16 protein-coding genes are annotated in these 16,765 nt (G+C 70.8%); 14 read left to right on the top strand and 2 right to left on the bottom strand.

The genetic code is table 11. The features are described 5' to 3' along the window. Positions 1-21: 21 nt before the first annotated feature. The 7 genes from rpe (at position 22) to HBH26_RS03855 (ending at position 6,367) form a co-directional block, all read left to right on the top strand. A complete protein-coding gene (gene rpe, locus HBH26_RS03885) occupies positions 22-681 on the top strand; it encodes a ribulose-phosphate 3-epimerase (protein WP_168133284.1) in 660 nt (219 codons plus the stop codon). Continuing rightward, positions 681-2,435 (top strand): heparinase II/III family protein, encoded by a 1,755-nt coding sequence (locus HBH26_RS03880; protein WP_168133283.1) that lies wholly within the window; start codon positions 681-683, stop codon positions 2,433-2,435. The genes rpe and HBH26_RS03880 overlap by 1 nt, the downstream gene beginning before the upstream one ends. Positions 2,436-2,502: 67 nt before the next feature. Further along, the gene (locus HBH26_RS03875; RefSeq protein WP_338057228.1) at positions 2,503-2,937 is read left to right on the top strand and encodes a YjfI family protein; all 435 of its coding nucleotides are present in this window, start codon (positions 2,503-2,505) and stop codon (positions 2,935-2,937) included. A gap of 10 nt (positions 2,938-2,947) precedes the next feature. Beyond that, complete coding sequence (locus tag HBH26_RS03870; protein WP_168133282.1) at positions 2,948-3,670, top strand: PspA/IM30 family protein; 723 nt, start codon at positions 2,948-2,950, stop codon at positions 3,668-3,670. A 124-nt stretch (positions 3,671-3,794) separates the two neighbouring features. Continuing rightward, on the top strand, positions 3,795-4,985 hold the full coding sequence (locus HBH26_RS03865; protein ID WP_168133281.1) for a glutathionylspermidine synthase family protein: 1,191 nt from the start codon (positions 3,795-3,797) through the stop codon (positions 4,983-4,985). 82 nt (positions 4,986-5,067) lie between these two features. Then, complete coding sequence (gene gntA / locus HBH26_RS03860; protein ID WP_168133280.1) at positions 5,068-5,787, top strand: guanitoxin biosynthesis heme-dependent pre-guanitoxin N-hydroxylase GntA; 720 nt, start codon at positions 5,068-5,070, stop codon at positions 5,785-5,787. Then, a complete protein-coding gene (locus tag HBH26_RS03855; RefSeq protein ID WP_168133279.1) occupies positions 5,780-6,367 on the top strand; it encodes a DUF1989 domain-containing protein in 588 nt (195 codons plus the stop codon). Before gntA ends, HBH26_RS03855 begins: the two co-directional genes overlap by 8 nt. A gap of 100 nt (positions 6,368-6,467) precedes the next feature. Here the strand turns inward: HBH26_RS03855 and HBH26_RS03850 are convergent, their stop codons facing one another. Together HBH26_RS03850 and HBH26_RS03845 are read right to left on the bottom strand one after the other, a co-directional pair. Further along, positions 6,468-7,238, bottom strand: a complete 771-nt coding sequence (locus HBH26_RS03850) for an SDR family NAD(P)-dependent oxidoreductase (protein ID WP_168133278.1) — start codon at positions 7,236-7,238, stop codon at positions 6,468-6,470. Further along, positions 7,235-8,032, bottom strand: coding sequence for an enoyl-CoA hydratase/isomerase family protein (locus HBH26_RS03845; RefSeq protein WP_168133277.1), 798 nt, complete (start codon positions 8,030-8,032; stop codon positions 7,235-7,237). Before HBH26_RS03845 ends, HBH26_RS03850 begins: the two co-directional genes overlap by 4 nt. 154 nt (positions 8,033-8,186) lie before the next feature. On the opposite strand from HBH26_RS03845, the gene fdhD reads away from it, so the two are divergent. From fdhD to HBH26_RS03810, 7 genes are all read left to right on the top strand, one after another. Next, complete coding sequence (gene fdhD / locus HBH26_RS03840; RefSeq protein WP_168133276.1) at positions 8,187-8,954, top strand: formate dehydrogenase accessory sulfurtransferase FdhD; 768 nt, start codon at positions 8,187-8,189, stop codon at positions 8,952-8,954. Positions 8,955-8,959: 5 nt separating this feature from the next. Further along, positions 8,960-11,227 (top strand): FdhF/YdeP family oxidoreductase, encoded by a 2,268-nt coding sequence (locus tag HBH26_RS03835; protein ID WP_168133275.1) that lies wholly within the window; start codon positions 8,960-8,962, stop codon positions 11,225-11,227. 55 nt (positions 11,228-11,282) lie between these two features. Continuing rightward, positions 11,283-12,071, top strand: a complete 789-nt coding sequence (locus HBH26_RS03830; protein WP_168133274.1) for an SDR family NAD(P)-dependent oxidoreductase — start codon at positions 11,283-11,285, stop codon at positions 12,069-12,071. Positions 12,072-12,120: 49 nt separating this feature from the next. Then, on the top strand, positions 12,121-13,203 hold the full coding sequence (locus HBH26_RS03825; protein WP_168133273.1) for an acyl-CoA dehydrogenase family protein: 1,083 nt from the start codon (positions 12,121-12,123) through the stop codon (positions 13,201-13,203). Positions 13,204-13,297: 94 nt separating this feature from the next. Then, on the top strand, positions 13,298-14,503 hold the full coding sequence (locus HBH26_RS03820) for an acyl-CoA dehydrogenase family protein (protein WP_168133272.1): 1,206 nt from the start codon (positions 13,298-13,300) through the stop codon (positions 14,501-14,503). A 171-nt stretch (positions 14,504-14,674) separates the two neighbouring features. Further along, positions 14,675-15,670, top strand: a complete 996-nt coding sequence (locus tag HBH26_RS03815; RefSeq protein ID WP_168133271.1) for a M48 family metalloprotease — start codon at positions 14,675-14,677, stop codon at positions 15,668-15,670. A gap of 12 nt (positions 15,671-15,682) precedes the next feature. Further along, positions 15,683-16,699 (top strand): glycosyltransferase family 2 protein, encoded by a 1,017-nt coding sequence (locus HBH26_RS03810; protein WP_168133270.1) that lies wholly within the window; start codon positions 15,683-15,685, stop codon positions 16,697-16,699. Positions 16,700-16,765 lie beyond the last annotated feature (66 nt).

Genomic DNA, 16,765 nt, shown 5'->3' with positions numbered 1-16,765 from the left:
CGCGCGCTAACGGTCGCGTCCATGTCCCATCCCGTCCGTATCGCCCCGTCGATCCTGTCCGCCGATTTCGCCAAGCTGGGCGAGGAGGTGCGCGCGATCGACGCCGCGGGCGCGGACTGGATCCACATCGACGTGATGGACGGCCACTTCGTGCCCAACATCACCATCGGCCCGGCGGTGGTGAAGGCGCTGCGTCCGCACACGGACAAGCCGTTCGACGTTCACCTGATGATCTCCCCCGTGGACGCCTATCTCGACGCCTTCGCCGAGGCGGGGGCGGACACGATCACCGTCCATCCCGAGGCGGGGCCGCACGTGCACCGCTCGATCCAGCACATCAAGTCGCTGGGCAAGCGCGCCGGCGTCGTGCTGAACCCGGCCACGCCGGCGAAGATGCTCGATTACCTGATCGACATGGTCGACCTGGTGCTGGTCATGAGCGTCAATCCCGGCTTCGGCGGGCAGCATTTCCTCGACAGCCAGCTGAGGAAGATCGCCGCCATCCGCAGGATGATCGACGCCACCGGCCGCGCCATCGACCTGGAGGTGGACGGCGGCATCGACGCCACCACCGCCCGGGCGGCGATCGACGCGGGGGCGGACGCGCTGGTCGCGGGCACCGCCACCTTCCGCGGCGGGCCGGACTGCTACGCCGCCAACATCGCAGGCCTGCGCGGCTGATGGCGGGGGACGGCGGCGAGGAGAAGACGGCGGACGGGATCGAGAGCGGTCGCCGCCTCGTCCGTGCCGATCCCGCCGCGGCGCAGTCGCTCAGTCAGCGGCTCGGCCAGTATCTCGAACGGCTGACCTGGCGCACCCCGCTCCACGACATGCGGCTGAAGGGGCGGCATCCGCTGCGCCTGCTGGCCGTTCCGGTCGACCCGCTGCCGGGCGATGCCGACGCGGGGCTGGCGCTGCTCGACGGCACGCTGCTGGCAGGGGGTAGCGCGTACGAGGTCGCGACGCTCGACCTGGGGTCGACGAGGCACGGCGAGGCGCTGCTCGATCACCTCCACGGCTTCACCTGGCTGCGCAACCTCGCCGCCACGCGAGACCGCGCGCGGGCCGTGCCGGTGGCGGAGGCGCTGACCGCGCGTTGGCTCGACGCGCATGGCGAGCGCGTGCGCGATCCCGCCTGGCGGCCGGAAATTGCGGCACGGCGGCTGACGATGATCGCCTGCTACGCGCCGCTGATCCTGTCCTCGGGCGACATCGTCTTCCGCAGCCGCGTGCTGAACGCCATCGCGCGCACCGCCCGTCACCTCGATCGCGCCGCGGACAAGGCGGGGGCGGGGCCGGAGCGGCTGGCGGCGTGGTGCGGCGTCGTCACCGCCGGGCTGCTGCTGCCCGGCGGCGAGGCGCGGCTGGCCTATGGCGAGGGCGGGCTGGCGCGCGCGCTGGCGGCGACGATCGGCGAGGACGGCGGCATCGCCAGCCGCTCCCCGGCCGCGCTGGTGGAGGCCATCGCGCTGCTGGCGATGCTGCGCGCCTGCTACCAGACGCGCCGCCGCGACCTGCCGGAGGAGGTCGGCGCGACGCTGGTGCGGATGGGCGCCGCACTGGCGGGCACGGTGATGAGCGACGGGGCGCTGTCGAGCTGGCAGGGCGGCGGGCCGACGCCGTCGGAGCGATTGTCGGACGTGCTCGACGCCGCCGGCCTGCACCCGCGCCCGCTGCGCCAGGCGAAGGGTTGGGGCTATCAGCGGCTGATCGGCGGGCGCGCGGTGGTGGTGGTCGACGCCGCGCCGCCCCCCGCCGCCCCGGTCCGCGACGGCGGCGGCCAGGGCGGCGGCTGCGCCTCCACGCTGGCGTTCGAATATGCCGAGGGGCCGGACCGGCTGGTCGTCAATTGCGGCGGCGCGCGGGCGGCGGCGACGCCCGTTCCCGCCGCCTTCGCGCGCGGTTTGCGCTCCACCGCGGCGCATTCGACGCTGGTGGTGGCCGACACGAACTCCACGGCGATCCACGCCGACGGCTCGCTCGGCCGCGGCGTCTCGGGCGTGGAGCTGGCACGGCAGGAGAGCGACGTCGCCAGCCGGATCGAGGCGAGCCACGACGGCTACGCCCGCCGCTTCGGCTTCACCCACCGCCGCCAGCTGGTGTTGACCGCCGACGGGCGCGAGCTGCGCGGCGAGGACGCGCTGCTGCCCACCGGCCGCGCGCGCCGCGTCGAGCGAGCGACGCCGTTCGCGCTGCGCTTTCACCTGGGCGCCGGGGTGGAGGCGGTGCGCACCGCCGACGGGCAGGCGGCGATCCTGCGTACCCCGTCGGGCGCGATCTGGCAGTTCCGCACCCGCGCGGAGACGCTGGCGGTGGAGGAGAGCGTGTGGATCGACGGCGAGGGCCGCTTCGTGCCGACGCAGCAGATCGTGGTCGCCGGCACCGCCGCGGCGGGCGGAGCGAGCCTCTCCTGGGCGTTCCGCCGCGCGCGGTAGCGGCGAGCATCTTTCCGCCTTTCCCCACCTCCGCTAAGGAGCGGCCGGAGCAACGAGAGGACGAGCGGTGAGCGACGCGATACCACGGGCCTGGACCACGGCGGCGCTGGCCGATGCGCTATCCGGGGGCGATCGCGCGGGCGAGATCAGCGTGGAGCGGATCGCCGCCGCCGATCCCGTGCTGCGCGTCACCATGCACGCGCACGGCGACCTTTCCATCTTCCTCAGCGTGGCGGGGGAGCAGATCGTCTGTTCGACGCTGCTGTGGCCGGTGGACGAGCAGGCGGACGCGGACGCGTTCAACCGCTTCCTCCTGAAGGCGCAGAAGCTGGTCCCGCTCAGCAATTTCGCGATCACCGAGGTGGACGGCCGCGACTGGTACGAACTGATCGGCGAACTGTCGATCGAATCGCCGCTGCGCGCGGTGGAGATCGAGCTGACGGTGCTGGCGCAGAACGCCATCGACGCCGCGTCCGACCTGCGCGCCGAATTCGCGGCCTGAGGAGCCAAATATGTCGATGTGGAAGCAGCTCGTCACCCTGGTCCGCGGCACCGCGCACGAGGCGGGGCAGTCGATCGCCGACGCGAAGGCGCTGACGATCCTGGACCAGCAGATCCGCGACGCCGGCACCGCGCAGGGCAAGGCGCGCGACGACCTTGCCACGCTGACGGCGCGGCGGCGGATGATCGAGAAGGAAGTGGAGGGCCTGGTCGAGCAGCGCACCCGCTACGAGGCGTCCGCCCGCGCGGCGATGCAGCGCGGCGACATGGACCTCGCGCGGCAGGTGGCCGAGCGGCTGGCCGCGATCGAGGCGGACGTCACCGCCAAGGATCCGCAGATCGCCGACATGCGCGCCGCCGAGGACCGGATGCGCGGCATCATCAAGCAGAGCGACGGCAAGATCGAGGCGCTGCGCCGCGAGGTGGACGTGGTGCGCGCCAACGAGAGCGTGCAGAAGGCGCAGGCCGCGGTGGCGAGCAGCCAGGGCGGCGCGATGTCGCAGCTGGGCTCCGCCGCCGACAGCCTCGCCCGCCTGAAGGAGCGGCAGGCGGTGCGCGAGGAGAAGTTCCGCGCCGCCGCGGAGCTGGAGGACATGCGCACCGGCGCCGACCTCGACGCCAAGCTGCGCGACGCCGGGCTGCTGCCGGGATCGTCCAGCGCCGACGACATCCTCGCCCGGCTCGCCGCGCCGCCCGCGCAGGAGCCGCGCAAGCTGACCGACCAGCGGGACTGATGCCCACCACCTTCTTCCCCGTTCGCACGGAGGAGGGCCGCAGGCCCGTCTCGACGTGCCGCTGCTTCGAGACACCGCTTCGACAGGCTCAGCGGCTCCTCAGCACGAACGGGCTTTGGCTCCGATGATCCGCCTCCCCCTCGCCCCCCGCGCCGACTGGCAGGACGTCGCCCGGGACATGGGCTTCACCTTTCACCACCAGGACGGACAGAAATACTGGGAGGAGGCGGCATACTACCGCTTCACCCTGGACGAGGTGGAGCAGGGGATCGAGGCACCGAGCGCGGAGCTTCACCAGATGTGCCTCGCGCTCGTCGAGGAGGCGGTGGGCAGCGAGGCGCTGATGGCGCGGCTCGCCATTCCCGACGCGATGCGCGACCTCGTCGCTGCGTCGTGGCGGGCAGGCGCACCGTCGCTCTACGGCCGGTTCGACTTCGCGTTCGACGGTACGGGCCCCGCGAAGCTGCTGGAATACAACGCCGACACGCCGACCAGCATCTTCGAGACTGCCCTGTTCCAGTGGCAGTGGCTGGAAGACCGCATCGCCGCGGGCGACCTTCCCGCGGACGCCGACCAGTACAACCGCCTGCACGACGCGCTGCGCGACCGCTTCGCCGCGCTGTTCACCCCCGGCAGCCTCGTCCATTTCGCCAGCGACGCTGCCCATGTCGAGGACCGGCAGACCGTCCGCTATCTGGAGGACGTGGCGCGTCAGGCGAAGCTGGACCCCGCGTTCGTCGCGGTCGACCGGATCGGCGTCGACGCCGACGGCCGCTTCGTGGACGAGGAGGCGGTGCTGATCGCCGCGCTGTTCAAGCTCTACCCGTGGGAGGACATGCTGCGCGAGCCCTATGCCCGCCACCTTCCCGGATCGGCGACGCTGTTCCTCGAACCGGCGTGGAAGGCGATCCTCAGCAACAAGGGCATCCTGCCGCTGCTGTGGCAACGTCACCCGGGCCATCCCAATCTGCTCCCCGCCGCCTTCGCCGACGATCCCGCCGGGCTGGCATCGATCGGCTCCCGCCACGTGCGCAAGCCCCTGTTCTCGCGCGAGGGCTGGGACGTGGAACTGGTCGCCGGCGCGGACAGCGCGCATGGGCCGGCGGGCGGATACGGCGAGGAAGGCCACATCGTGCAGGCGTTCGCGCCGCTGCCGGTCTTCGGCGGCCTCCACGCCGTGGTGGGATCGTGGATCGTCGGCGACGACCCGGTGGCGCTGTCGGTGCGCGAGGACGACGGCCCGATCACGCGCGACCTCGCGCGCTACGTGCCCCATGCGATCGTCGACGAAGCGGGCGCCGCTCACCCACGTTAGCGCCTGCGGTTGATCCCGGTTGATCCGTATCAGCCTGTTTGTGCGGAACGATTCATCCTGCCGGGCCGTATCGACGGCCCCTATGCCCTCTCCCGCCACCCCGCTGTTCCCCTGGACCCACGCCGACCAGCACAGCCTGGAATCGGCGCTGACGTCCCACGTCGCCGCGCGCGACTTTCCCTGCGTCGGCGCGAAGGCGGCGCTGGGCAAGGGCACGCTGGCGGTACTCGCGTGCGATCGCGTGGACAGCGCGTGGGACGATGTGCGCATTCACGACGCGCTGATGAAGTTCGCCGCCGACTATCGCGCCGCGCCGTCGCTGTTCCGCAGCCTGGCGGTCGTGTTCGCGGGGCCGGACACGCTGGACGAGGCGGCGTTCGAGGCGGCGCTGTGGCGGCGGTTGCAGTCGCTCTCCGACAAGGACGTGTGGCGCGGACAGAGCTATGACAGCCGCGTCAGCGCCGATCCGGACAGCCCGCATTTCTCGCTCAGCTTCGGCGGCGAAGCGTTCTTCGTCGTCGGCCTGCACCCGCACGCCTCGCGCCCCGCGCGCCGCTTCGCTCGGCCGACGATGGTCTTCAACCTGCACGATCAGTTCGAGACGCTGCGCGCCGACGGGCGCTACGAGACGATGCGCGAGGCGATCATGGTGCGCGATGAGGCGGTCGCCGGCAGCCGCAATCCGATGCTGGCGCGCCACGGTGAGGCGAGCGAGGCGCGGCAGTACAGCGGCCGCGCGGTGGACGGCGCCTGGCGCTGCCCGTTCCACTACACCGGCGCGGAAGAACGCGCCGATGGGTGAGGTGCACGAGATCCCGGTCCGCAGCGGGGCGGGGTTCACGCTGGACGCCGGCCGCCGGCTGACGGTGATCGACCCGCGCGGCTGCCAGGTGTCCGACCTGCTCGCGTACAGCCGCGACGACGTGCGCGAGGTGATCTCGTCGGGCCGCACGCTCGACTATGCGGAGACGATCCGGCTGACGACGGGCCACCTCCTCTATTCCAACCGCTCGCGGCCGATGCTGGAGATCGTCGAGGATACGGTGGGCCGGCACGATTTCCTGCTGACGCCCTGCTCCTACGACACGTTCCATCATTTCTATCCCGACCTGCCGCCGCACCGCGGCTGCTTCGGCAACCTGGCCGAGGCGCTGGCGCCCTGGGGCGTGACCGAGGACATGATTCCCGTCGCGTTCAACTGCTTCATGAACGTGCCGGTGGACGGCGCGAGCGGCAAGCTGGAGGTGCTGCCGCCGACCAGCGCCGCGGGCGACCACATCACGTTCGAGGCGCGCATGGACCTCGTCATCGGCCTCACCGCCTGTTCCGCCCCCGCGTCGAACGGGGGCAGCTTCAAACCGATCCACTATCGCATCGATTGAGGCGGCGAATAACGAGGGCGCTTCGACAAGCTCAGCGTGAACGCGCACCGAGCGCCCCTCTCCCGTTCGGGCCGAGCCTGTCGAAAGCCGTGTGTTTCCTTTACCCGCCCCCGTCCAGATTGATCTTCTGCCCGTTCACGTATGCCGCGTCGGCGGAGACGAGATACGCCACCGCCGCCGCCACGTCCTCCGGCGTCGAGACGCGACCGAACGGCGAGCGGGCGTCCAGTTCGGCGATGTCGCCGACGCCCATCGTGGCCTTCGCCAGCCGCTCGCCCATATCGGTAACGGTCAGCCCCGGCGCGACGATGTTGGTGCGGATGCCGTGCCGGCGCTCCTCCTTCGCCAGCGTCAGTGCCAGCGCCTCCAGCGCCGCCTTGCCCATGTTGTAGGGCGCGCCGTTGGCGGCGTGGCGCAGCGTCGCGACCGAGGAGATCATCACGATGTCGCCGCGCCCCGTGTCTCGTGCCCGCGCGCGCATCGACGGCAGCACCAGCCGCGACAATTGGTGCGGCGCCAGCGCGTGGGTGCGGATCACGCGCTCCAGCTCCGCGGCATCCGTGTCTGCCACCGCACGGCCCCGACTGGCGATGCCGGCATTGTTGACCAGGATGTCGACGCCGCTGAAGTCGGCGATCACCGCGTCCACCATCGCCGCCACCGCCTGCGCGTCGTCCACCGAGGCGGCATAGGCGCGCGCCCTTCGTCCCGCCGCCTCCACCGCGGTTACCGTCTCCGCCGCCGCGTCGGCGTCGCGGCGATAGTTGACCGCCACGTCGGCACCGTCCGCCGCCAGCCGCAGCGCGATGGCGCGGCCGATCCCGCGGGAGGCTCCGGTGACGAGCGCGACCCGTCCCGCCAGCCCGTTCATGCGCGCGTTCCCGCATAGTCGGGCCGCCGCTTCTCCAGGAAGGCGGCGATGCCCTCGCCGAAATCGGGCGAGGTGGCGGCGAGGATCTGATTGCGGTCCTCCATCGCGATCGCCGCCTCCAGGCTGGGCGCGTCCAGGCTCATCCGCAGGCATTCCTTGGTCAGCCTGAGGCCGAGCGGCGCCGTGGTCAGCATCCGGTCGATCAGCGGCCCGGCCGCGGCCTCCAGCGCGTCGTCGGCGACCACCCGGCTCACCAGCCCGCAGGCGAGCGCGCGGGGCGCGTCGATGAAGTCGCCGGTCAGCATCAGCTCGGCGGCGAGGCTGGCGCCCACCAGTCGCGGCAGGAAGTAGCTGACGCCGATGTCGCAGGCGCTGAGGCCGATGCGCACGAAAGCCGCGTTCATTCGCGCGCTCTCCCCGGCGATGCGAATGTCGCTCGCCAGCGCCATCGCGAAGCCGCCGCCGCACGCCGGGCCGTGGACCAGGCTGACGATCGGCTGCGGGGCGTAGCGCATCCGCATCACGAGCTCCGCGATGCTGCGCTGGTGGCGGAGCCGGTCGATCGTGTCCCACCCCTCGCGCCCTCCACCCGCCTTCAGGTCCAGCCCCGCGCAATAGGCGCGGCTCGCGCCGCGCAATACGACGACGCGCACGTCGCGGTCGGTCGCCAGGGCACCGAAATAGGAGGACAGCTCCTCCACCATCGCGTCGTCCAGCGCGTTGAGCCGGTCGGGCCGGTTCATCGTCACCCAGTCGACCTCGCCGCGCCGCTCGATCGTCAGCGTCTCGCCCATCGTCCTCTCCTCTTCGCGGCCGATCGTGGCATAACGATTGTTATGGTGCAAATTTACGCCGCTCCATCGGTCGGTACGGTGGCGGTGGATGCCGTGACAAGCGCGGCATGACAGGGGAGTGACGTTGCGTGCGGAGCAGCCCACAAGCATAGCCATGCCGCGTTTCCACCGCCTCGCCGCCGACGGCGCCATCACCGAAGTCGACCGCGACCTGATCGGCGAATCACCGATCGCCATCGAAGTGAACGGGATCGGCCATGCGGTGATGATGGCGACCCCGGCGGACCTCCAGGATTTCGTTACGGGCTTCGCGTTGGCCGAACGCATCGTCGATCACGCGGCGGACCTGATCGCGCTCGACCTGCACGAAACGCCGCAAGGCACGATCGCGCGGCTCACCGTCGGGCCGGACCGCGCCGCGGCGATCGCGGCCCGTGCGCGGCGGCGGACGTCTGACAGTTCGTGCGGGCTGTGCGGCATGGACAATCTCGACGCGGTCCATCGACCGCTGCCGCGCGTGCCCCCCGCCCGCGTCGATCCTCCCGCGATCTTCCGCGCGCTGGGGGCGATGCGCGCGCACCAGCCGCTGACCCGCGCCACCGGGGCCGCACACGCCGCGCTGCTGTGCGCCGCGGACGGCACCGTCCGGCTGGCGCGGGAGGACGTCGGCCGGCACAATGCCTTCGACAAGGTGATCGGCGCGATGGCGCGGCAGGGGCTCGGCTGGGACGGCGGCTTTGCCCTCCTCTCCTCGCGCTGCTCCTACGAACTGGTCGAGAAGGCGGCGCTGGCGCGTTGCCCGATGCTGGTCACCGTTTCCGCCGCCACCGACCTTGCCGTCGCGCGCGCGCGACAGGCGGGGCTGGCGCTGGTCCACCTCGCGCGCGACGATGCGGTGCTTTTCAGCCCGACGGACGTTTGACGCGCATGGCCACCCAGCACGACGATCGCCCCGACTTCACGCCCTACCCCGGTCCGTCCGGCGGATGGGGATCGGTGAAATCGCTCGCCGACATCATCCCGCGCGAGAAGAACCCGGTCGAAACGGGCAAGGAGCTGCTCCGGCAGAACAAGCATGACGGCTTCGCCTGCGTCAGCTGCGCCTGGGCCAAGCCGCATCCGCCGCACCCGGCGGAGTTCTGCGAGAACGGCGCGAAGGCGACCGCGTGGGAAATCACCAGCCAGCGCGTCACCCCCGATTTCTTCCGCGCGCACACGCTGACGGCGCTGCGCGAGTGGAGCGACTATCGGCTGGAGGAGGCGGGCCGGCTGACCCACCCGATGCGCTACGACCGCGCGACGGACAAATATGTCACCGCCACCTGGGACGAGGCGTTCGCCGCGATCGGCGCGAAGCTGAAGGGCTACGACCCGCGGCAGGTGGTCTTCTACGCCTCCGGCCGCGCCAGCCTGGAGACGTCGTACCTCTACCAGCTGATGGCGCGGATGTACGGCAACCAGAACCTGCCCGACAGTTCGAACATGTGCCACGAATCGACGTCGGTCGGGCTGAAGGCCGCGATCGGCGTGCCGGTGGGCACCACGCGGCTGGACGATTTCGACACCACCGACTGCATCCTGCACTTCGGGCAGAACGTCGCCACCAACTCGCCGCGGATGCTCCACCAGCTACGCTCGGTGCGCAAGCGCGACGTGCCGATCATCGTCTTCAACCCGCTGAAGGAGCGCGGGCTGGAACGGTTCACCGATCCGCAGAACCCGATCGAGATGGCGACCGGCAAGGAGACGCAGATCGCCACGCAATATCTCCAGGTGAAGGCGGGCGGCGACCTGGCGGCGATGATGGGCATGGCCAAGTGGCTGATCGAGCACGATCGGGTCGACGCCGCCTTCATCGCCGAGCACACGCACGACTATGATGCCTTCGCCGCGAAGGCGCGCGCGACGGGGTGGGACGAGATCGAGCGCGAATCGGGCCTGGCCCGCGCCGAGATCGAGCGGGCGGCGGAGACCTACGCCGGCGCGAAGGCGGCGATGGCGATCTACGGCATGGGCCTGACGCAGCACGTGAAGGGCGTCGACAACGTCCGCATGCTGGTCAACCTGCTGCTGCTGCGCGGCAACATCGGCAAGCCGGGTGCCGGGCCCTGCCCGGTGCGCGGGCACAGCAACGTGCAGGGCCAGCGCACCGTGGGCATCACGGAGAAGACCGAGCTCGCCCCCGTCGACAAGCTGAAGGAGCGCTACGGCTTCGAGCCGCCGACCCAGAAGGGTCTCGACACGGTGGAGGCGTGCGGCGGCGTGATCGACGGCACGGTGAAGGCGTTCGTGTCGCTGGGCGGCAATTTCGTCCGCGCCGCGCCGGAGACGCGGCTGCTGGAGGAGGGCTGGGCCGGGCTGGACCTTTCCGTGCAGATCGCGACCAAGCTGAACCGCAGCCATCTGATCCCCGCCGCGGGCGAGACGTGGCTGCTGCCCTGTCTGGGCCGGATCGAGCGCGACCTGCAGGCCGCGGGCGCGCAGATGGTGACGGTGGAGGATTCCACCAGCGTCATCCACCCCTCGGTCGGCAAGGTGGATCCCGCCAGTCCCTACCTGCTGTCCGAGCCCGCGATCGTCGCCGGCATCGCCAAGGCGACGCTGCCGCCCAATCCCGCAGTGCCGTGGGATGAATGGGTCGGCGACTATGCGCTGGTGCGCGACGAGATCGCGGCGGTGTTTCCGCACTTCTTCGCGCGCTTCAACGAGCGATTGAAGGAGCCGGGCGGGTTCTGGAAGGGCAACAAGGCGGCGAACCGCGAGTGGGACACGCCGACCGGCAAGGCGGAGTTCGTGATTCCCGACGTGCTGAACGCGACGGGCTTCGCCGACGCGGGCGGGCGGTTCCGGTTGCTGACGGTGCGGTCGAACGACCAGTTCAACACGACCGTCTACGGCTATTCCGACCGCTTCCGCGGCATCAACGGCACGCGCCAGGTGGTGCTGATGAACCGCGCCGACATGGACGCGCTGGGCGTGACGCAGGGGCAGAAGGTGACGCTGGCGGGCGACGCCGACGACAACATGGACCGCCGCGTGGCCGGGTTGATGGCGGTCGCCTACGACGTGCCCCCCGGCTGCGTCGTCGGCTATTATCCCGAGTGCAACCCGCTGATCGCGCTCGCCCACCACGCCGAGGAGAGCCACGTTCCCGCGGCGAAATCGGTGCCGGTGCGCATCGTGGCCGGAGGATAAAGCGCTTGACCCTCTTCCCGGCATAACAGATGTTACGCCGGAAAGAGGAGAGGGCATGAAACTCGGACCGCCAATCGCAGCGATCGTGACCGGCGGCGCGTCGGGTCTGGGACTGGCGACGGCCAGGGCGTTGATTTCCGAGGGCGTGAAGGTCGCGCTGTTCGACAGGAACGCTCAGGTCGGCCCGGGAGTCGCGCAGGAGATCGGCGCGACCTACGTCGAAGTCGACGTGATGGACCAGGCCTCGGTCGACTCCGGCTTCGCCGCGGCACGCGCCGCCAACGGGCAGGAGCGCATCCTCGTCAACTGCGCCGGCGGCGGTTTCGGCGGGCCGAACAAGACGGTCGCGCGCTCGAAGGAGGATGGGGCGATCACACCCTATCCGATCGAGAATTACGTGAGGACGATCGAGCTGAACCTGATCGGCAGCTTCCGCTGCATCGTCGGCAGCGCGGCGGGGATGATGACGCTGCCGCCGACCGACGACGGCGACCGCGGCGCCATCGTCAACACCGCCAGCGTCGCAGCGGAGGACGGGCAGATCGGGCAGGTCGCCTATACCAGCGCGAAGGCGGGCATCGTCGGCATGACGCTGAACGTCGCGCGCGACCTGGCCGCGGAGGGCATCCGGTGCAACACCATCCTCCCGGGCATCTTCGACACGCCCCTGCTGGGCCGCGCCAAGCCGCAGGTGAAGGCGGCGCTGTCCGCCATGGTGCCCTTCCCCAAGCGGCTGGGCATGCCGGAAGAATATGCGCGGCTGGCGCTGGAGATGATCCGCAACAGCTATTTCAACGGGGAGGACGTGCGGCTGGACGGCGCGATCCGGATGCAGCCGCGGTGATTTCTCCCTCTCTCCGCTCGCGGGGAGAGGGTCGGGGAGAGGGAGAGAGATGAACTTCGACTATTCCGACGATCAAAAGATGCTCAAGGACGAGGCGCGCAGGTTCCTCGCGGCGCGCTGCGACGTGGCCGTCGTGCGCGGCGTGCTCGACCATGACGATCGCCACTATGACGAGGCGCTGTGGCGCGCGGTGGCGGAGCAGGGCTGGCTGGGTGCCGCCATTCCGGAGGAGCATGGCGGCCTCGGCCTCGGCCATGTCGAGCTCTGCGGCCTCGCCGAGGAGCTGGGCCGCGCCTGCGCGCCGATCCCCTTCGCCTCCACGGTCTATTTCGTCGCCGAGGCGCTGATGCTGTTCGGCTCGGACGCGCAGAAGGCGGCGTGGCTGCCGCGGATCGCCGCGGGCGAGGTGATCGGCGCCTTCGCCACGTCGGAGGGACCGGGCCCGATCGGAGCCATCCGCACGCGGGTCGTCGACGGGCGGCTGACGGGCACCAAGATTCCCGTCACCGACGGCAACATCGCCGACCTCTTCGTCGTCCTCGCCGAGGATGGCCTCTATCTGGTCGAGGGACGGGCAGAGGCGCAGGTGTTGCAGACGCTGGACCCCACGCGCCCCGCCGCCCGCGTCACCTTCGACCATGCGGCCGAGCGATTGGGCGACGAGGACGGCGTGGCGGCGATGCAGGCGGTGCTGGATCGCGCCGCGGTGCTGCTCGCGTTCGAGCAGCTGGGCGGCGCGGACAAGTGCCTGGAAATGGCGAAGGGCTACGCCCTCGACCGCTACGCCTTCGGCCGGCAGATCGGCGGCTATCAGGCGATCAAGCACAAGCTGGCCGACATCTACGTGAAGAACGAGGTGGCCCGGTCCAACGCCTATTACGGCGCATGGGCGCTCAACACCTCGGCCGCCGAACTCCCCCTCGCCGCCGCCACCGCGCGGGTCGCCGCGTCGGAGGCGTTCTGGTTCGCGTCGAAGGAGAACATCCAGACCCACGGCGGCATCGGCTTCACCTGGGAGGCCGATCCCCAGCTCTACTATCGCCGCTCGCGCCAGCTGTCGCTGGTGGCGGGAGCGCCGGCGACGTGGAAGGAACGGCTGGTGGGCCAGCTGGAGACGCGCAACGCGGCGTAAAGACGATCCCCCTCCCCGTTCGCCCTGAGCTTGTCGAAGGGCGTGTGCGGGGCACGTGCCTCGACAGGCTCGGCACGAACGGAAGGCAAGTGACATGGACTTCAACGACACACCCGAGGAAGCCGCCTATCGCGCCGCCGCGCGTGACTGGCTCGCCGCCAACGTCGCCGAGCACAAGGCCGCGTCCCACGCCGACGACATGGCCGCCGCCCGCGCGTGGCAGGCGCGCAAGGCCGCGGCAGGCTACGCGCAGATCACCTGGCCGAAGGAGTGGGGCGGCGGCGGCGGCACGCCGATCCAGTCGGTGATCTTCGGCCAGGAAGAGGCGAAGCATCCCGTCCAGTACGGCTATTTCACCATCGGCCTGGGGATGTGCGTGCCCACCGTCATGGCCTTCGCCGACGATGCGACCAAGCAGCGCTTCGTCGGCCCGGCGCTGCGCGGCGAGGAGATCTGGTCGCAATTGTTCAGCGAGCCGGCGGGCGGTTCCGACGTGGCCGCGATCCGCACCCGCGCGGTGCGGGACGGCGACGACTGGGTCGTCAACGGGCAGAAGGTGTGGACCTCCGGCGCGCACTACAGCGACTATGGCATCGTCCTCGTCCGCACGAACACCGACGTGCCCAAGCACAAGGGCCTGACCATGTTCTGGCTGGACCTGCGCTCGCCCGGCGTGGAGATCCGGCCGATCCACCAGATGTCGGGCGGGTCGAACTTCAACGAGGTGTATTTCACCGACGTCCGCATTCCCGACGCGCAGCGGCTGGGGCGCGTGGACGACGGCTGGAAGGTGGCGCTGGTGACGCTGATGAACGAGCGGCTGGCGGTCGGCGGCGGCGGCGGCGCGGGACCCAAGGAAATCCTGAAGCTGGCGCGCGAGGTCGATGCCGGAGAGGGCAAGCTGCTCCACGATCCAGCCTTCCGGCAGAAGCTGGCCGACTGGTGGGTGCAGGCGGAGGGGCTGCGCAACACGCGGATGCGTACCATCACCGCGCTCAGCCGCGGGCAGACGCCCGGGCCGGAGAGCTCGATTGGCAAGGTGATCGCCGCCAACCAGCTGCAGGACATCGGCAATTCCGCCGTGGAGGCGATGGACCAATACGGCATCATCGCCGATCCCGCGCTGGCGCCGCTGAAGGGCCTGTTCCAGTCGGCGACGCTCAACGCGCCCGGCCTGCGCATCGCCGGCGGCACCGACGAGATCCTGAAGAACATCATCGCCGAGCGCGTCCTGGGCCTGCCGGGCGAGATCCGCACGGACAAGGACGCGGCGTTCAAGGACCTGGCGGTGGGACGGTAGATACAGTCGCCCTCACCCTTCCCACTCGGCTGCGCCGAGCGGGCCCGTTCCCTCTCCCGATGGGAGCGGGAGGGAGCGGCGAAGCCGCGGAAGGGTGAGGGTGAACGCGCGAACCGCGTGCAACCCATCGCCTCCCTCCCGCATTACGTGGCCGAAACGGGAGGAAAGTCGATGCTCAAGCCGCTGCTGCTCGCCAGCGTTCTCGCCATCGCCGCGCCGGCCGCGGCGCAAGAGGTGCAGGCCATTTCCGCCGCCGACAAGCAGCTGGGCGCGCGGGCCAACCCGCAGCTGCTGGCCGAGTTCGGCGGCAAGTACGCCGGGCCGCAGGCGGCCTATGTCGAGCAGGTGGGCAAGCGCGTCGCCGTGCAGTCCGGCCTGTCCAACGCGCAGAGCGACTTCACCGTCGCGCTGCTGGATTCGCCGGTGGAGAACGCCTTCGCCATTCCCGGCGGCTACATCTACGTCACGCGGCAGCTGCTCGGCATCATGAATTCGGAGGCGGAGCTGGCGAGCGTGATGGGGCATGAGGTCGGCCACGTCGCGGCGCGCCACTCCAGCTCGCGCAACCGCACCAGCACGATCGGAAGCGTGCTGGCCGCGGTGGTCGGAGCGGCGGCGGGGAACAGCACCGCGGGCCAGCTCGCCGGGCGCGCGGCGAGCGGGGCGGCGCAGCTCTACTCGCTGAAATACGGCCGCGACCAGGAATATGCCGCCGACGGGCTGGGCGTCCGCTACATCACCAAGGCGGGATACGATCCCTATGCCGCCGCGGACATGCTGGCGCAGCTCGACGCGTCGACCAGCCTGAACGCGGAGATCAAGGGCGGGCAGCAGGGCCGCCTGCCGAGCTGGGCGTCGACCCACCCCAACGGCCCGGATCGCGTGCGCCGCGCCGCCCGGCTGGCGGAGGAGGCCGGCCGCCCGATGACCGAGCCGCCGCAGGACACCGCCTTCCTGCGCCGGCTCGACGGGCTGCGCTTCGACGCCGCGGAGAGCGGGCGACGCATCCGCATCCGCACGGTGAGGGCGGGCGAGACGATCGACACCTTCGCGCGGCAGATGGCCTATCCCGATTTCAAGCGCGAGCGGTTCGTCACGCTGAACGCGCTGGAGGACGACCAGCCGCTGCGCGCCGGAATGCTGGTCAAGGTCGTCACCACGGGGTAACGGCGGGGCGCCATGCACCGCCCCGCGCTTTCCGTCGTCGTCCCCTGCTACAACGAGGAAGCGACGCTGCCGCTGCTCCACGCCCGCGTCTCCGCGGCGGCGCGCGCGGCGGTGGGCGACGACCACGAGATCGTGCTGGTCAACGACGGCTCGCGCGACGGCAGCTGGGCGGCGATGCAGGCGCTGTCCGCCGCCGACCGCCGCGTCGTCGCGATCAACCTGTCGCGCAACCACGGGCACCAGCTGGCGCTGACCGCCGGGCTGGACCTGTGCTCGGGCCAGCAGATCCTGGTCATCGACGCCGACCTGCAGGACCCGCCCGAACTGCTGGCCGACATGCGCGCGGCGATGGCGCGCGAGGGCGCGGACGTGGTCTACGCCGTGCGCCGCAAGCGCGATGGCGAGACCTGGTTCAAGAAGGCGACGGCGGCGCTGTTCTACCGCGTGCTCGACCGGGTGACGGACACGCCGATCCCGCTGGACACCGGCGACTTCCGGCTGATGACGCGCCGCGCGCTCGACGCGCTGTTGGCGCTGCCCGAACAGGCGCGCTTCATCCGCGGCATGGTGGCGTGGGTCGGCTTCCGGCAGATCCCCTTCGCCTACGACCGCGCGGAGCGGCACGCGGGCGAGACCAACTATCCCCTTGGCAAGATGGTGCGCCTCGCGCTCGACGCCGTCACCGGTTTCTCCACCGCGCCGCTACGCTGGGCGAGCCACCTGTCCGTGGTGCTCGCCGCCTGCTCGCTGCTGCTGCTGTTCTACATCGCGTGGGGGTATTTCAGCGGCGAGCGGGTGCAGGGATGGACCTCGACCATGCTGGTCGTCGTCGTCCTCTCGTCGATCCAGATGTTCGTGCTGGGCATGATCGGCGAGTATCTCGGCCGCCTGTACATCGAGGCGAAGCGGCGCCCTTTGTACCTGGTCGCCGACATCGCCGGCCAGGTCCATGGGCGCGCGACGCTGGGCTTCCAGGCGGAGGGCACGCGCATTCCCGATGCGCTGGTGGCAAGCGAGGAGCGCGTCTGAGAAGGAAGACAGAAGAAGGTTTGTTCGCGCGGAGGCGCAGAGACGCGGAGAGTTGCGCTCGCGGCC

The organism is Sphingomonas corticis (assembly GCF_012035195.1).
Taxonomy (GTDB): domain Bacteria; phylum Pseudomonadota; class Alphaproteobacteria; order Sphingomonadales; family Sphingomonadaceae; genus Sphingomonas; species Sphingomonas corticis.
The sequence above is the reverse complement of the archived record's forward strand: the minus strand, read 5'-3'. Positions and strand labels throughout refer to the sequence as shown.

Coding starts and splice junctions, on each gene's coding strand:
- HBH26_RS03835 (WP_168133275.1), top strand. CDS start 8,960: ATGGCCACCCAGCACGACGATCGCCCCGACTTCACGCCCTACCCCGGT.
- HBH26_RS03855 (WP_168133279.1), top strand. CDS start 5,780: ATGGGTGAGGTGCACGAGATCCCGGTCCGCAGCGGGGCGGGGTTCACG.
- HBH26_RS03810 (WP_168133270.1), top strand. CDS start 15,683: ATGCACCGCCCCGCGCTTTCCGTCGTCGTCCCCTGCTACAACGAGGAA.
- rpe (WP_168133284.1), top strand. CDS start 22: ATGTCCCATCCCGTCCGTATCGCCCCGTCGATCCTGTCCGCCGATTTC.
- HBH26_RS03830 (WP_168133274.1), top strand. CDS start 11,283: ATGAAACTCGGACCGCCAATCGCAGCGATCGTGACCGGCGGCGCGTCG.
- gntA (WP_168133280.1), top strand. CDS start 5,068: ATGCCCTCTCCCGCCACCCCGCTGTTCCCCTGGACCCACGCCGACCAG.
- HBH26_RS03880 (WP_168133283.1), top strand. CDS start 681: ATGGCGGGGGACGGCGGCGAGGAGAAGACGGCGGACGGGATCGAGAGC.
- HBH26_RS03815 (WP_168133271.1), top strand. CDS start 14,675: ATGCTCAAGCCGCTGCTGCTCGCCAGCGTTCTCGCCATCGCCGCGCCG.
- HBH26_RS03845 (WP_168133277.1), bottom strand. CDS start 8,032: ATGGGCGAGACGCTGACGATCGAGCGGCGCGGCGAGGTCGACTGGGTG.
- HBH26_RS03820 (WP_168133272.1), top strand. CDS start 13,298: ATGGACTTCAACGACACACCCGAGGAAGCCGCCTATCGCGCCGCCGCG.
- fdhD (WP_168133276.1), top strand. CDS start 8,187: ATGCCGCGTTTCCACCGCCTCGCCGCCGACGGCGCCATCACCGAAGTC.
- HBH26_RS03865 (WP_168133281.1), top strand. CDS start 3,795: ATGATCCGCCTCCCCCTCGCCCCCCGCGCCGACTGGCAGGACGTCGCC.
- HBH26_RS03825 (WP_168133273.1), top strand. CDS start 12,121: ATGAACTTCGACTATTCCGACGATCAAAAGATGCTCAAGGACGAGGCG.
- HBH26_RS03870 (WP_168133282.1), top strand. CDS start 2,948: ATGTCGATGTGGAAGCAGCTCGTCACCCTGGTCCGCGGCACCGCGCAC.
- HBH26_RS03850 (WP_168133278.1), bottom strand. CDS start 7,238: ATGAACGGGCTGGCGGGACGGGTCGCGCTCGTCACCGGAGCCTCCCGC.